Genomic DNA, 15,410 nt, shown 5'->3' on the forward strand with positions numbered 1-15,410 from the left:
CCTACGCTGATGGGGGAGACGGGCGAGTCGGACTGTGGATGGCTCATGGGCCTAGGCTGGCACGGTGAGCACCACCGCGACCAGCCCTACGACGAGTCCAACACCTCAGTCCCCCTCGGACCCGGTTCCCGAGCGGCTTCTTCTCATCGACGGACACTCAATGGCCTTCCGTGCCTTCTACGCCCTGCCCGTCGACAACTTCACCACGTCGACTGGTCAGTCCACCAACGCCGTCCACGGCTTCGTCTCCATGTTCCTGTCGCTGCTGGACAGCGAGCGGCCTACCCACGTGGCCGTCGCCTTCGACCTGCCGGGAGGCACCTTCCGCACCGAGGAGTACGCCGAGTACAAGGGAACCCGCGATGAGACCCCGCAGCCCTTCCTCGGGCAGGTCGAGCTCATCCAGGAGGTCCTGGAGGCCATGGGCGTCACAGCGCTCACCGCTCCGGGCTACGAGGCCGACGACATCCTGGCCACCCTGGCGGCCTCCGCCCAGGCCGAGGGCATGGAGGTTCTCATCTGCTCGGGGGACCGCGACTCCTTCCAGACGGTCACCGAGCGGTGCACCGTGCTCTACCCGGTCAAGGGCGTGTCGACACTGCGGCGCATGACGCCTCAGGAGGTGGAGGAGCGCTACGGGGTGACGCCCGAGCGCTACCCGCACCTGGCCGCCCTGGTCGGCGAGACCAGTGACAACCTGCCCGGGGTTCCGGGCGTGGGCCCCAAGACCGCCGCCAAGTGGCTCAACCTCTATGACGGGCTCGACGGCGTCATCGCTCACGCGGACCAGATCAAGGGCAAAGCCGGACAGTCGCTGCGCGATCACCTCGACGACGTCGTGCGCAACCGCCGCCTCAACCGCCTGCTCACCGACCTGGACCTCGGAATCGAACCCCGCACCGACCTGCGCCTCACGGGTGCCGACCGCGCCGGCCTGGCGCGCGTGTTCGAGACCCTGGAGTTCCGCACCCTGCACCAGCGGGCGCTGCGCATCCTGAGCTTCACCGACACCTCCGACCACGCCGAGCCGAGTGAGGCAGACGAAGCCGGCGCACTGAACGCGCTGAGCGATCTGGAGATCGTCTCGCTGGGACACGATCTAGCCGCGGGGCGGCTGGCTGAATGGTTGAAGACCAGCCTGCCGGCGGATGACGACAACGGCACCCGCCTCCTGGGTGTGGATGTCGTCGGCGCCCTCAGACCCGTCGAGGGCGATGCCGCGCTCGTGTCACTGTCCGACGGCTCTCGGGCGGTCGCCATCGACCTGACCGAGATCCTGCCCGAGGACGAAGCCGTCCTGGCCCGGCTCCTGGCCGACGTGGAGCGTCCCAAGCTCGTCGCCGACGCCAAGGGGAGCTGGCACGCGCTGAGCGCCCGGGGACTCAGGCTCGACGGCGTCGTCGCAGACCCCTCACTGGCCGGATACCTGTGCCGTCCCGAACAGCGCAGCTATGACGTCGACACCCTCACCCAGCGCTGGCTCGGCATCGACCTGGCCGCAGTCAACGAGGGCGGTGCCGGGGGTGACGGCGGCTCCGGTGAGTCCCAGAGCGCATTCGACCTCGAGGCCCTCACCTCTCAGGAGGCCGTTGCCCCCTCCCACCTGGCCAGTGCGCGCCGGGCCGCCGCCCTGCTCTCGCTCCAGGCCGTGCTCGATGAGCAGATGGCGGCTCGTGATGCCTTGGGGCTCTTCACCGACCTGGAGATGCCCGTGGCCGCGACCCTGACCGTCATGGAGGACGCCGGCATCGCCGTCGACGACGCCGTGCTCCAAGCCCGCCAGACCGAGCTCGACGCCCGCGTGACTCACGCTGCCGAGGGCGCCTACGCCGCCGCCGGGCGAGAGCTCAACCTCTCCAGCCCCAAGCAGCTCCAGGCCGTCCTGTTCGACGAGCTGAAGATGCCCAAGACCCGCAAGACCAAGACCGGTTACACCACGGACGCCGACGCCTTGGCCGGGCTGTATGCCAAGACCTCGCACCCCTTCCTGGAGCACCTTCTTGAGCACCGCGACGCCATCAAGCTGCGGCAGACGGTTGAGGGACTGCGCAAGGCGATCCAGGCTGACGGGCGCATCCACACCACCTTCCAGCAGACCATCGCCGCCACGGGGCGCCTGTCCTCCACCGACCCCAACCTGCAGAACATCCCGGCACGTCACGAGGAGGGGATGCGCATCCGCGAGGCATTCACCGTCGGCGAGGGCTACGAGTGCCTCATGACCGCCGACTACTCCCAGATCGAGATGCGCATCATGGCGCACCTGTCCGAGGACCAGGCGCTGATCGAGGCCTTCCGCAGCGGGGAGGACCTGCACCGCTACGTCGCCGCCCTGGTCCACGGCATCGAGGTCGAGGACGTGACCGCCCAGCAGCGCAGCCACGTCAAGGCCATGAGCTATGGACTGGCCTACGGCCTGTCGACCTTCGGGCTGGCCCGTCAGCTCGGTATCGACAACGCTGACGCAGCGGATCTGAGGAACGCCTACTTCGCCAGGTTCGGAAAGGTCCACGACTACCTGGAGTCCGTGGTGGAGCAGGCGCGCCGAGACGGATACACCGAGACGATGTTCGGACGGCGCCGCTACCTGCCCGACCTGACCAGCGACAACCGGCAGCGCCGTGAGATGGCTGAGCGGGCCGCCCTCAACGCCCCCATTCAGGGCAGCGCCGCCGATATCGTCAAGAAGGCCATGATCGATGTCGACAGCGCGTTGCGCGAGCAGGCCCTGACGAGCCGCATTCTTCTGCAGATCCACGACGAGCTCCTCATCGAGGTCGCGCCTGGAGAGGCCGAGGCTGTTGAGAGCCTCCTCAAGGAGCAGATGGGTGGGGCAGCAGAGCTCTCGGTCCCCCTGGACGTCGCCGTCGGACGAGGGCGGACCTGGCGTGAGGCCGCCCACTAAAGAGCCCTTACGGGACCTCCGCTCATCGGCCGAAGAAGCCGGTGATATACGAATGAGATCGTCACGTCATCCTTTTGACATCAAGTCGTCAGACGACGTGAGCGATTGCACGCATGTACGGGATAATGCTTGAGCATCGTCTAGTTACGGATTCGTCACGTACTGCTAAGGTTCATTCGTGCGCTCCTGGGCGTCTCCTATGAGACTGATCCAACCAGGTCGATGAATTGGTCCGGGCCGATTCGCGTCACTGGGGAGCACGCGGTCCCTATCAACCCGATCCAACTATCCGCATTCGGAGCATCCACTCAATGACAACCACTACGCCCAGCCCCGCCCCGGTCGCCGTCAACGACATCGGTTCGACCGAGGAGATCCTCGCCGCCGTTGACGAGACCATCAAGTACTTCGATGACGGCGATATCGTCGAGGGCACTGTCGTCAAGGTCGACCGTGATGAGGTCCTCCTCGACATCGGCTACAAGACCGAAGGCGTCATCCTCGCTCGCGAGCTGTCCATCAAGCATGACGTCGACCCCGACGAGATCGTCTCCGTCGGCGACGAGATCGAAGCCCTCGTCCTGCAGAAGGAGGACAAGGAAGGGCGTCTGCTCCTGAGCAAGAAGCGCGCGCAGTACGAGCGCGCCTGGGGCACCATCGAGCGCATCAAGGAGGAGGACGGCGTCGTCACCGGCTCCGTCATCGAGGTCGTCAAGGGCGGTCTCATCCTGGACATCGGCCTGCGCGGCTTCCTGCCCGCCTCCCTGGTGGAGATGCGTCGCGTTCGCGACCTCCAGCCCTACGTGGGCCGCGAGCTCGAGGCGAAGATCATTGAGCTGGACAAGAACCGCAACAACGTGGTCCTCTCCCGTCGCGCCTGGCTCGAGCAGACCCAGTCCGAGGTCCGCACCAACTTCCTGCAGACCCTGCAGAAGGGGCAGGTCCGCTCCGGTGTCGTGTCCTCCATCGTCAACTTCGGTGCCTTCGTGGACCTGGGGGGCGTCGACGGTCTGGTCCACGTCTCCGAGCTGTCCTGGAAGCACATCGATCACCCCTCCGAGGTCGTCGAGGTCGGCAACGAGGTCACGGTCGAGGTCCTGGACGTCGACTTCGACCGCGAGCGCGTCTCCCTGTCGCTCAAGGCGACCCAGGAGGACCCGTGGCAGGCCTTCGCCCGGACCCACGCCATCGGCCAGGTCGTTCCCGGCAAGGTCACCAAGCTCGTCCCCTTCGGCGCCTTCGTGCGTGTCGAGGACGGCATCGAGGGTCTGGTCCACATCTCCGAGCTGGCGCAGCGTCACGTCGAGGTCCCCGAGCAGGTGGCCAAGGTCGGCGACGAGGTCTTCGTCAAGGTCATCGACATCGACCTGGAGCGCCGTCGCATCTCCCTGTCGCTGAAGCAGGCCAACGAGGGTGTCGACCCCGCCTCCGAGGACTTCGACCCCAGCCTCTACGGGATGGCGGCCGAGTACGACGAGCAGGGCAACTACAAGTACCCCGAGGGCTTCGACCCGGAGACCAACGAGTGGCTCGAGGGCTACGACGCCCAGCGCGAGGCGTGGGAGGCCGAGTACGCGGCTGCTCACGCCCGCTGGGAGGCCCACAAGGCCCAGGTCGCCAAGGCCCTGGAGGAGGAGCAGGAGTCCGGTGCTCCGGCAGCCCCCGCCGGCGGCACCTCGTACTCCTCGGCGCCGTCGGAGGCCTCCGGCACGCTGGCCTCCGATGAGGCCCTGGCCGCCCTGCGCGAGAAGCTCACCGGTAACTGAGCTCCCGCACCTTTTCAGTGGTCAGGACTGATCTCTGACATCATCTGAGGGCCTCTGCCTGCTCCGCAGGCAGAGGCCCTCAGACGTTCGGTGCCTTCTCCCCATCGCTCAGGTGACGTGCCTGTGCGAGGCTGTGGCCGGGCCCCGTGCTCCCTGCTTCCTAGAAGCCGGAACCAGAACGTGACGACCGTTGGAGACGATATGAGCTATTGGGGCGCCATTGCCCGTGTTCTGGAGGATGTCGACCCCATCTGCCCCAGCCGTTTCGCTGCAGCGGCCCTGTGGAAGGCGGTTGCCGCCGACGACGTCGAGGGGACGGATGCGGGGAGCGCGCCCGACCAGGTGGTGGAGGCGGTCTGCGCCGTCGACCGGGCGTGGCTGGTTCAGCTGGGCCAGGACCCGGACACGAGCAGAACGAGCCTTGAGCAGGCGACCGCTTTCTGCCAGGGGATTCGGGCGGCTCACGGCCGTTCGACGCTCCCGCTGCGTTACGCCCAGGTGGAGCTCTCCGCCGTCCTCGGCCTCAGGGACGAGGCCCTCGAGCAGCTCCGTGAGGCCAGACTCTTCTCCTTCGGCAAGACCGACACCGGAGCCGTGCTGGCCACCGCCCGCATGCACGATGACTACTCCGGCGTCATCAGCACAACCACGGCCACACCCAAACGCGCCGAGGCCGATCCCGTGGAGAGCGCACGGGGGCTGGGCGCGGTGCTGGTTCCCTACCTGGCCCACCAACGCATCGTCGAGGCCGAGGACGCCTTCGCCTCCTTGAGCCTGCTCCACCTTCCAGATGCCGTGTCACTCCAGAGCCTGGCGGACAGGCTCGAGTACCTGGGACTGTCCTCTCAGTGGCAACGGGCCATCGCACTCATCCGTCACAGCCCTATGAAGGCCGTCTCTGAGGCCTCGGCCTGGCAACTGATGAACACCGCCGTCGGACTGGCCCTCGTCATGAGGGCGGCCAACCGGGCGGACTACGGAAAGCACGCCCTGGGCGCCTCGCTGAGCTGGACAACGCCGTGGGGGAACCTGGAGCTCACGGCCTGGGACACCGTCGGCCGCGCCTATGACGTCATGACCGGCTTCGTGCGCGGCGTCGCTCACCGCTTCGACGTCCGCAACGGCAACAACGGCGTGTCGTACCGGGTCGAGATGCGGATGGCCGCTGAGGCCGCAGGTCTGGCCAGCCGGTCCTACGGGACGGTGACGAGCGCCGTACCGGCAGATCGTGCCCGATTGCGTAACCAGGGAGCGCTGCTCAAGGAGGTCCGCGAGCTGCTCACGCTGTCTCGCGGTTATGGCATGGAGTCAGTGCGACAGCGCGCCATGTCGACCGCGGAGACGGTCAGCGCCTCACTGTCGGAGGTGGTGGATGACTCCACCTTGGAGCTGGTCGTCGACCTTCGCCTGGCCTTCGGCCGGCTGCTGGCGGCACTTGGTGCCAATGAGCGCGCGGAGAAGGAGCATCTCGACACCGCGGAGCTGAGCCTGAGCCAGGGGTGGACGGAAACGGCCTGCGCCGCCCTGGCTCTGGCCTCGCACGCCGCTCAGGCCCGCGGGGACCGCGCTTCCAGCGGCAGGGCATGGCACCAGTGCCGTGACGCGATGGAGTCCTGGCCGATGAACCGGCCAGGAGAGCGCTGCGGGATACTCGTCGACGCCGTCGGCGACCCTCTGGTCGCCGTGCAGGTCCTCTCAGCCCTGGCGGAGGTCCTGGTCGACGGGGTGGAGGAGGACCATACTCGTGCACCGATCATCCGCGAGATCATCTCGCGGGCCTCAGAGCAGGCCTCCCGGTGCGTGAGTCCCCCGCAGGGCGCGGTGGAGTCGCTGGCCCGGGTCGAGGAGCGCATCGCGCCCTACGGGCGGGGCCGGGGAGGAAGAAGGCGACCCGGTTCGACCACCACGATCACGACTGACGGCCAGGCGGCCGCAGGGGGCAAGTGAGCTGGCACTGACAAGGCGAGGCTGCGCCCGGTGGACACCGGTGTCGGCTGTATCACCACGCGCTGGCCCGGCCCGGGCAGGTCACGGCATGATGGGACCATGCGCCACACACCTGTACCCCGTTCCACTCGTCGTCCGAAGGACCGAGCTCTGCGCGTGGGGCTCACCGGTGGCATCGGCTCAGGCAAGTCGACGGTGGCCGGCCTGCTCGAGGAGCGCGGCGCGGTCGTGACCAGCGCCGATGAGGTTGCTCGCGACGTCGTCAGCCCGGGCAGTGACGGTCTTGCGGCAGTGGTGGCCGAGTTCGGGGAAGGGATTTTAGCCCCGGACGGCTCCCTGGACCGCAGTGCCCTGGGGCGTCTGGTCTTCTCCGACGACCTACGCCGTGCCCGCCTGGAGGAGCTCCTCCTGCCCCTCATCGCAGCAGAGGCGTGGGCTCGGATGGACACGGTTCCGGCTGGGCAGGTGGCGGTCTACGACGTTCCTCTCCTCGTCGAAGGACAGATGCAGGACCTGTTCGATCTCGTCATCGTCGTCGAGGCCCAGCTTGAGGTGCGTCTGGAGCGGCTCGCTGCGCGGGGGATGACCCGTGACGAGGCGCTGGCTCGTATCGCCGTGCAGGCCACCGACGAGGAACGCCGAGCCGTCGCCGACGTCGTCGTGTCCAACTCCGGGGCGCTGGAGGACCTGAACGCCGAGGTCGACAGGCTCTGGAGCACCCGGATCCTGGAGCCGGGAGCCATCGTCTGACGGCGGGGGAGACCTTCCCATCGGCGGACACCGCGCCCACTCCTACAGTGGGACGAGGAGCCGTGGCGCCCCGGACTCCATCGGGCCGGACGCATCAGTCCTACGAAAGGAACCGTCATGCCGCCTTCACGGATGGAGACCCCTGCTCGTCGCAGCCTTCTGCTGCTCGGCGGCCTTGCTGCGGGTGGGATGCTCGCGGGCTGCGGGATGTGGCCGGAGGAGCAGAAGGACAAGAAACCGGTCCTGTATCTCTACCCCACCACGACGATGGACCTGTTGGTCTCCCTGGACTATGAGGGGACACTGACCTACACCTATCCGACGCCGCAGACGCAGGCCGACGGCAGTATCACGTGGCACGTGACGGCAGCACCCGACGGGGATCTGACCGACGCCGTGGGGCGGCACTACCCGTCATTGTTCTGGGAGGGGGAGGAGCCGGCCACCCTCGTTCAGAACGAGGGCTTCGTCGTCGAGGCGGATGCGGCCACCGGCTTCCTGGAGGACAAGCTCTCCCTGCTGGGACTCAGTGACCGCGAGGCGGCCGAGTTCATCACCTTCTGGGGGCCTCGGATCGCCGAGCGGGGCAGGGCTCTGGTCACCTTCGCCTCTGAGGAGTTCGCGCGCCAGGCCGTCTACCGCTTGACGGACCCCTCCTCGGGTGCCGGGATCGTCCCGGATACCTTCATCAGGGTCTACATCGTCGTCGGGGATGTCCCGCAGACAGCGGTTCCGGAGCAGAAGCTGGAGCCTGGGCCGACCCGGACCGGGTTCACCGCCGTCGAGTGGGGCGGAACCGAGAGGTAGATCCGGAAGGCAGACTCAGCCCGAGCAGCTGTTGCGTCGAGAGGTGGTGCGGGCGGGGCCGAGGGCTCCGACGATGGTGGCGGAGACGGCGACGATGAAGGCCATGAGGGATCCTTGGACTCAGGGGATGAAGACAGGGCGCAGGGGCGGGCCTCATGAGCATCCACATGAACGTGGAACGGGACGACCCGGCGTCCTGCGAGAACCACCGTAATAGGTGAACTCGATTGAAAGGTCCCTTCCTGGATACAAAGACGTATCTGTGTGGTGACGGCCGGATCGCAGGATGGTGAAGGAGGTGACTGCGCGGTCTGAGGTGTCCATGGTGTCGGTCGGACCGCGTAGCCTGAGGGTATGCGTCCCGTCACCGAGCTCCAGCGCGCAGCCAAGCCCTTTGAGGTCATCAGCCCTTACTCGCCCAGCGGGGACCAGCCGACGGCGATCGCCGAGCTGACTGAGCGTCTGCGGGCGGGGGAGAAGGACATCGTCCTGCTTGGCGCCACGGGAACCGGCAAGTCCGCGACGACCGCCTGGCTCGTCGAGCAGGTCCAGCGCCCCACCCTCATCCTTGAGCCGAACAAGACCCTGGCCGCCCAGATGGCCGCTGAGTTCCGTGAGCTGCTGCCGAACAACGCGGTGGAGTACTTCGTCTCCTACTACGACTACTACCAGCCCGAGGCCTACGTCCCGCAGACGGACACCTTCATCGAGAAGGACTCCTCCATCAATGACGAGGTTGAGCGCCTGCGCCACAGCGCCACCAACTCCCTGCTCACCCGCCGGGACGTCGTCGTGGTCTCCTCGGTCTCCTGCATCTACGGCCTGGGCACCCCCCAGGAGTACGTGGACCGGATGACGCCCCTGGAAGTGGGCCAGCAGATCGACCGGGACGATCTTCTGCGGCGCTTCGTGACGATGCAGTACACCCGCAACGACATCGACTTCACCCGGGGCACCTTCCGCGTGCGTGGCGACACGGTGGAGATCATCCCGATGTACGAGGAGCTCGCCATCCGCATCGAGTTCTTCGGGGACGAGATCGAGGCCCTGGCCACGCTGCACCCCGTGACCGGGGACGTCATCGACACTGTCGAGCAGGTCTTCGTCTTCCCCGCCTCCCACTACGTGGCCGGCCCCGAACGCATGCAGAAGGCCATCGAGGGCATTGAGGCCGAGCTCGCCGAGCGTCTGGCCCAGCTCGAGCACGACGGCCGTCTCCTGGAGGCCCAGCGCCTGCGCATGCGCACCACCTACGACCTGGAGATGCTTCAGCAGATCGGCATGTGCTCGGGGATCGAGAACTACTCGCTGCACATCGACGGGCGCGAGACCGGCACCCCGCCCAACACCCTCCTGGACTACTTCCCCGAGGACTTCCTCCTCGTCATCGATGAGTCCCACGTGACCGTTCCCCAGATCGGCGCCATGCACGAGGGGGACGCCTCCCGCAAGCGCACCCTGGTCGAGCACGGATTCCGTCTGCCCTCCGCACTGGACAACCGCCCCCTGACCTTCGCCGAGTTCGAGGACCGCGTCGGCCAGACCGTCTACCTGTCGGCCACCCCGGGTGACTACGAGACCCAGCGCTCCGACGGTGTTGTCGAGCAGATCATCCGGCCCACGGGACTGGTGGACCCCAAGGTCGTCGTCAAGCCCACGCAGGGACAGATCGACGACCTGCTCGAGGAGGTGCGCACTCGCGTCGAGCGCCAGGAGCGGATCCTGGTGACCACCCTGACCAAGCGCATGGCCGAGGACCTGACCACCTACCTCGCCGAGAGGGGCGTGCGCGTGGAGTACCTCCACTCCGACGTCGACACGCTGCGGCGCGTCGAGCTCCTGCGCGAGCTGCGGCTGGGGCGCTTCGACGTCCTGGTGGGCATCAACCTGCTGCGTGAGGGCCTGGACCTGCCGGAGGTCTCGCTCGTGTCCATCCTGGACGCGGACAAGGAGGGCTTCCTGCGCTCGACCCGCTCCCTGGTGCAGACCATCGGACGTGCCGCCCGCAACGTCTCCGGCGAGGTCCACATGTACGCCGACACCATCACCCCGGCCATGGCCGAGGCCATCGAGGAGACTGAGCGCCGCCGCACCAAGCAGCTGGCCTACAACGCCGAGCACGGCATCGACCCGCAACCGCTGCGCAAGAAGATCGCCGACGTCACCGACATGCTCGCCCGCGAGGACGTCGACACCGCCGACCTCCTGGCCGGCGGCTACCGGGGCCACGAGGACTCCTCGGTGCGGGCCCGGCGCAAGCACGCCGCCGAGGCCACGGTGCGCGAGAAGCTCGCCGGCGCGGCACAGGGTGACCTCGCCGAGCTCATCAACGAGCTCACCCAGCAGATGCACGCCGCCGCCGAGGACCTCCACTTCGAGCTCGCCGCCCGGCTGCGCGACGAGATCCAGGATCTCAAGAAGGAGCTGCGCGCCATGCGGGCCGCCGACTGATCTCACAGCTATGAGTGACTCGGCGTGGCTACGTCGAGAGGAAGCGTCCCGTTAGACTCTCAGGCGTTATACACGGAGGGGAGTACTCCCAACCAACGGCGACGTCGTCATCACGGCGGTGCGGGCACCCATCAGTCCTGCGTTCCCGGCGTCGCGGCCAGAGCGGTACATGCCTTGAGCGCCTGTGCACGTGGCGGGAGGAGACCTCCGGTACCAGTTCCGTACCGGAGGAGAACACGTGGACGTCCACATCCTGGGGTGGATCGGCCTGGCGGCCATCATCCTGACCCTCATCGTGATCGACATCGTCGGTCACGTGCGCACCCCCCACGAGCCCACCATGAAGGAGGCCGCCGTCTGGTCGGTGGCCTATATCGGCATGGCCCTGGTCTTCGGCGGCATCGTCTGGTTCGTGTGGGGCGGGGGCTTCGCCCAGGAGTACCTGGCCGGCTACATCACCGAGAAGGCGCTGAGCATCGACAACCTCTTCGTCTTCGTCATCATGATGTCCTCCTTCAAGGTGCCCCGGAAGTACCAGCAGGAGGTGCTGCTCGCCGGCATCGTCATCGCCCTTATTCTCCGGCTCATCTTCATCCTCGCCGGCGCCGCGCTCATCGAGAACTTCTCCTGGGTGTTCTACTTCTTCGGGGCCTGGCTCCTGTGGACCGCCTTCTCCCAGGCCCGGGAGGGCGTCCAGGAGCCCGACGACGATGATGAGGAGTACAGGCCCAGCGGCTTCGTCAAGCTCATCGCCCGCGTCATCCCCTTGACCGACGGCTTCGTGGGCGGCAAGGTCATTCACCGCCACGCCGGGCGCACCATGATCACCCCCATGATGCTGTGCATCATCGCCATCGGTACCGCCGACGTCATGTTCGCCGTCGACTCCATCCCCGCGATCTACTCCCTGACCAGCGAGCCCTTCCTGGTCTTCTCCGCCAACGCCTTCTCCCTGCTGGGCCTGCGCCAGCTCTACTTCCTCATCGACGGGCTGCTCGACCGACTCGTCTACCTCCACTACGGCCTGGCGGTCATCCTCGGCTTCATCGGCTTCAAGCTCATCGTTCACGCCCTGCACACCAATGAGGTCCCCTTCATCAACGGGGGCCAGGAGTGGCACGCCATCCCCGAGGCGTCGATCGGAGTGTCCCTGAGCGTCATCATCAGCACCGTCCTGGTCACGGTCATCGCTTCGGTCCTCAAGTCGCGGGCAGATGCCCGGCGCTTGGAGGCCGCATCCTGAGGTCTCGGCCCCCAGGAGGAGGGGCACTCTTTGACCGATTCACTACTGTGTGACTCGTGAGCACCACGCATCCCCCTGAGTCCTCGGTCAGCGGGCTCAGCGCCGCCCAGGTCGCCGAGCGCGTCAGCGCCGGACAGACCAACGAGTACCGCGAGCGGACCTCCCGCAGCGCCGCGCAGATTCTGCGAGCCAATGTCTTCACGATCTTCAACGGCATCCTCGGCGCCGCACTGGTCCTTGTCCTGGTACTGGGGCACTGGGCGGATGCACTGTTCGGTTTCGTCCTTGTGCTCAACACCGCCACCGGAACCCTGGCGGAGATCCGCGCCAAGCGTGCCCTGGACCGTCTGTCCGTGCTGGAGACCCCCCGCGCCATCGTCGTCAGGGACGGGGCCGAGACCGAGGTGGCCGTCGGCCAGGTCGTCCTCGACGACGTCGTACGGCTCGCAGTCGGCCAACAGGTGCCGGCCGACGGGGAGGTTCTGACCAGCGACGGCCTGGAGATCGATGAGTCGATCCTCACCGGCGAGTCCCGGCCGGTGCGCCCCGTGAGCGGAGCGAAGGTCATGTCCGGGACCACGGTGACGGCCGGGACCGGGCTGTTCCGCACCACCGCGGTCGGCGGGAACGCCTACGCCCACCGGCTGGCCCGGGAGGCCCGCAGGTACTCACTCGTCGTCAGCGAGCTGCAGGCGGGGACCAACCGGGTGCTGCACTGGATCAGCTGGGTCATCGTGCCCGTGGCCCTGGTCCTGGTGTGGTCCCAGCTGCGGTTGAGCGGAAGCGTCGGCGAGGCCTGGAGCAGCGGCGCCTGGCGCCACGCGGTCGTCGCCGGCATCGCGGGCGTGGTCAGCATGGTGCCCCAGGGTCTGGTGCTCCTGACCTCGGTCAACTTCGCCACCGCCTCTCTGGCCCTGGCCAGGCGCAACGTCCTGGTTCAGGAGCTGCCCGCCGTCGAGGTCCTGGCCCGGGTCGACACCCTGTGCCTGGACAAGACCGGCACCATCACCACCGGACGCATCCGCCTCGGTGAGATCCAGGGGCCCGACGGCGGTGCGGCTCCACCCGAGGTGCTCTCGGCGCTCGCACTTCTCAGTACGGTGGGGGAGGCCAACGCCACCGCCGACGCCATCAGGGAGGGGATCGCTGATTCCGAGTGGCTCGGTGCACCAGGACTTCAAGAGGCGCTGTCGTCGGCCGGCGCCGGCAGCAGGGCCGGTGTGGAGTCAGTGCCCTTCTCCTCGCGCCGCAAGTGGTCCGCGGTTCGCGACAGCTTCGGCACCACCTGGGTGCTCGGCGCCCCCGAGATCGTCTTGGCCGGACACAACGCGTCAGTGCTGGATCGTGCCCGTCAGATCGCCGCGCAGGGGATGCGCGTCGTGGCCCTGGCCTGCTCGCGCTCGCCCTGGAGGCTGGCCGAGGGGCAGGAGGAGCCGCGGCTTCCCGATGACCTTGAGGCCGCAGGGATCGTGATCCTCACCGAGGAGATCCGCCCCGACGCCGCGGAGACCCTGGCCTACTTCCGCCAGCAGGGGGTCGACGCCAAGGTCATCTCCGGGGACAGCCCCGAGACGGTGGCCGCGGTCGCCCGTCAGGCCGGAGTCACCGCGCCCGACGGCGGCGAGCTCGTCGTCCTGGACGCACGTACCCTGCCTGCCGGAGCGGGTAGCGGGCAGGAGACGGAGGAGGACCTGGAGCGCCTGGCTGACGCGGTTGAGCGCGCCAGTGTCCTGGGACGCGTCACGCCCGAGCAGAAACGGGCACTGGTGCGGGCACTGAAGTCCCGAGGGCACGTCGTCGCGATGACCGGGGACGGCGTCAACGACGCCCTGGCGCTCAAGGACGCCGACCTCGGCATCGCCATGGGCAACGGAGCGCCGGCCACCAAGGCGGTGGCTCGCCTGGTGCTGCTCAAGGGAGAGTTCTCGGCCCTTCCCGGGGTCGTGGCCCAGGGACGCCGCGTCATGGCCAACACCGAGCGCATCGCCTCCCTGTTCCTGGCCAAGACCATCTACGCCTCGCTTATCGCCGTCGTCGTGTCGGCCATGGCGGTCGCCTACCCGTTCCTGCCCCGCCAGTTCACGGTCGTCTCCTCACTGACGATCGGGATCCCCGCCTTCGTCCTGGCCCTGGCCCCCAGCAACCAGCGCTACCGGGAGGGCTTCCTCGGGCGGGTGCTCAGCCTGTGCGTACCGGCCGGGCTCATGGCGGGCACCGTCACGCTGTCCACCTACCTCTGGTTGACGCTCACCCACGCCCCGCGCGCCCAGGTGACCACGGCGACGACCCTGGTCCTCATCACCTGCGGGCTGTGGCTGCTCACGCTCACCGCCAGACCATTGACGAGCTGGCGGCTGGGGCTGGTCGCTCTCATGGGGACGATCGCGGTCCTCGGCGTCGTCGCCCCACCGGTGCGCGCCTTCTTCCTGCTGGCCTGGCCCACCCCCGGGGTGTGGTGGGTCATCGCACTCATGGCGGGCCTGGCCGTTGGCGGCATCGAGCTGGTCCACCTGGTGCGGCGCCGGATCGTGCGCGGCCGCGGCTAAGTGCCCTGCTGCCTCGTCGCCGCTCCTACCTTGTGGCGAGGAGGCGAAGCCATCCGTGCCGGGGGTGGATGCTGATGTCGACCGTGAGGAAGCCGGCCTCGTGGGCCAGGGCGGCGAGGTTCCGGCCATCAGGCACATTCATGTCCAGATGCTCCGCCCAGCGCCCCGCCGCTTCCCGATCGGCGACCTCGTTGGTAATCACGAGCCGACCTCCGGGACTCAGGACGCGACGTATCTCAACGAGGCCTGCCCGCAGGTCGGGCCAGAAGTAGGTGGTCTCGAAGGCTGTCGCCACGTTGAAGAATCCATCGCGGAAAGGCAGGTGGTCCACCGAGCCCTCCAGGACTCGAAGACGGCCGGAGGCAATGGCGGAGCGGTTGAGACGGCGGGTTGTCCCAACCGCCTCGGGGGAGTGGTCGACACCGGCTACCTCACGACGAGTCCGCGCAAGGATCCGGGCGATGGCCCTGCCGCCTCCGCAGCCGACGTCGAGCACCTTGTCACAGGGGCGGATCTCCGCTGCCTCCAGCCCCCACCGGTGCAGGCGGGAGTGCCCGATGTTCATGCCGCGCAGCAGCAGACGCCCGGTCAGGGAGGAGGGGCGGGCGAACTGGGATCCGGTCGGTGAGGCCTTCTGCCGGCTCAGGACAGGACTCCGATGACGGGGTTCCACTCGCGTGGGATGCGCTCGGCGATGTAGCCGGCCTGCTGGAAGGGGTCGTCCTCGAGGAGGGCCAGTGCGCCGGCCTCGTCCTCGGCCCGCACGACGATGAGGGCGTCGTGGGTGCCCACATAGGGGCCGGCGGCCAGCAGCCGGCCCTCATCGGCCAGGCGGCCGTTGAAAGCGCGGTGCGAGGGGCGGACAGCGGCCATCTCCTCGTCCTTGTCAGTGACGTAGCGGTACTCGACGGCGTAGATCTTGCTCATGGCCTCAGCATAGGGGCGCCGACCCCGACCGTGGTGGGAACTCGGGAGCACGGTCATTCTTCCGGTGT

Annotated in this window: 10 protein-coding genes; 8 read left to right on the forward strand and 2 right to left on the reverse strand. The window is 67.9% G+C overall.

Annotated elements, in window-relative coordinates; genetic code table 11:
• Positions 1-64: 64 nt before the first annotated feature.
• The 8 genes from polA to HMPREF9058_RS04940 all read left to right on the forward strand — a co-directional run bounded on the left by polA (position 65) and on the right by HMPREF9058_RS04940 (position 14,415).
• Positions 65-2,905 carry a DNA polymerase I gene (gene polA, locus HMPREF9058_RS04905; protein WP_009747404.1) on the forward strand — a complete coding sequence of 947 codons (2,841 nt, stop codon included), beginning with the start codon at positions 65-67 and terminating at the stop codon, positions 2,903-2,905.
• Positions 2,906-3,216: 311 nt separating this feature from the next.
• Complete coding sequence (rpsA, locus tag HMPREF9058_RS04910; protein ID WP_004564961.1) at positions 3,217-4,671, forward strand: 30S ribosomal protein S1; 1,455 nt, start codon at positions 3,217-3,219, stop codon at positions 4,669-4,671.
• A gap of 201 nt (positions 4,672-4,872) precedes the next feature.
• Complete coding sequence (locus HMPREF9058_RS04915; protein WP_043537647.1) at positions 4,873-6,618, forward strand: hypothetical protein; 1,746 nt, start codon at positions 4,873-4,875, stop codon at positions 6,616-6,618.
• A gap of 99 nt (positions 6,619-6,717) precedes the next feature.
• Positions 6,718-7,368: a dephospho-CoA kinase gene (gene coaE, locus HMPREF9058_RS04920; protein ID WP_254654063.1), complete on the forward strand. Its 651-nt coding sequence runs from the start codon at positions 6,718-6,720 to the stop codon at positions 7,366-7,368.
• A gap of 117 nt (positions 7,369-7,485) precedes the next feature.
• Complete coding sequence (locus HMPREF9058_RS04925) at positions 7,486-8,175, forward strand: hypothetical protein (RefSeq protein WP_009747568.1); 690 nt, start codon at positions 7,486-7,488, stop codon at positions 8,173-8,175.
• Between the two features lie 354 nt (positions 8,176-8,529).
• Positions 8,530-10,626 (forward strand): excinuclease ABC subunit UvrB, encoded by a 2,097-nt coding sequence (gene uvrB / locus HMPREF9058_RS04930; protein ID WP_009406334.1) that lies wholly within the window; start codon positions 8,530-8,532, stop codon positions 10,624-10,626.
• 238 nt (positions 10,627-10,864) lie between these two features.
• A complete protein-coding gene (locus HMPREF9058_RS04935) occupies positions 10,865-11,869 on the forward strand; it encodes a TerC family protein (protein ID WP_009405744.1) in 1,005 nt (334 codons plus the stop codon).
• A gap of 56 nt (positions 11,870-11,925) precedes the next feature.
• Entirely contained in the window at positions 11,926-14,415 is a 2,490-nt protein-coding gene (locus HMPREF9058_RS04940) for an HAD-IC family P-type ATPase (protein ID WP_009406391.1), read from the forward strand.
• Positions 14,416-14,440: 25 nt separating this feature from the next.
• Here HMPREF9058_RS04940 and HMPREF9058_RS04945 read toward each other — a convergent pair whose 3' ends face one another.
• Positions 14,441-15,088 carry a class I SAM-dependent methyltransferase gene (locus tag HMPREF9058_RS04945; RefSeq protein WP_009406510.1) on the reverse strand — a complete coding sequence of 216 codons (648 nt, stop codon included), beginning with the start codon at positions 15,086-15,088 and terminating at the stop codon, positions 14,441-14,443.
• The gene (locus HMPREF9058_RS04950) at positions 15,058-15,342 is read right to left on the reverse strand and encodes a YciI family protein (protein ID WP_009405513.1); all 285 of its coding nucleotides are present in this window, start codon (positions 15,340-15,342) and stop codon (positions 15,058-15,060) included. The genes HMPREF9058_RS04945 and HMPREF9058_RS04950 overlap by 31 nt, the downstream gene beginning before the upstream one ends.
• Positions 15,343-15,410 lie beyond the last annotated feature (68 nt).

This window comes from Actinomyces sp. oral taxon 175 str. F0384, from assembly GCF_000223355.1.
GTDB lineage: Bacteria > Actinomycetota > Actinomycetes > Actinomycetales > Actinomycetaceae > Actinomyces > Actinomyces oris.

Excerpts from the sequence above, each read along its gene's own strand:
- rpsA (WP_004564961.1), top strand. The coding sequence starts at position 3,217 with ATGACAACCACTACGCCCAGCCCCGCCCCGGTCGCCGTCAACGACATC.
- HMPREF9058_RS04915 (WP_043537647.1), top strand. The coding sequence starts at position 4,873 with ATGAGCTATTGGGGCGCCATTGCCCGTGTTCTGGAGGATGTCGACCCC.
- coaE (WP_254654063.1), top strand. The coding sequence starts at position 6,718 with ATGCGCCACACACCTGTACCCCGTTCCACTCGTCGTCCGAAGGACCGA.
- HMPREF9058_RS04925 (WP_009747568.1), top strand. The coding sequence starts at position 7,486 with ATGCCGCCTTCACGGATGGAGACCCCTGCTCGTCGCAGCCTTCTGCTG.
- uvrB (WP_009406334.1), top strand. The coding sequence starts at position 8,530 with ATGCGTCCCGTCACCGAGCTCCAGCGCGCAGCCAAGCCCTTTGAGGTC.
- HMPREF9058_RS04950 (WP_009405513.1), bottom strand. The coding sequence starts at position 15,342 with ATGAGCAAGATCTACGCCGTCGAGTACCGCTACGTCACTGACAAGGAC.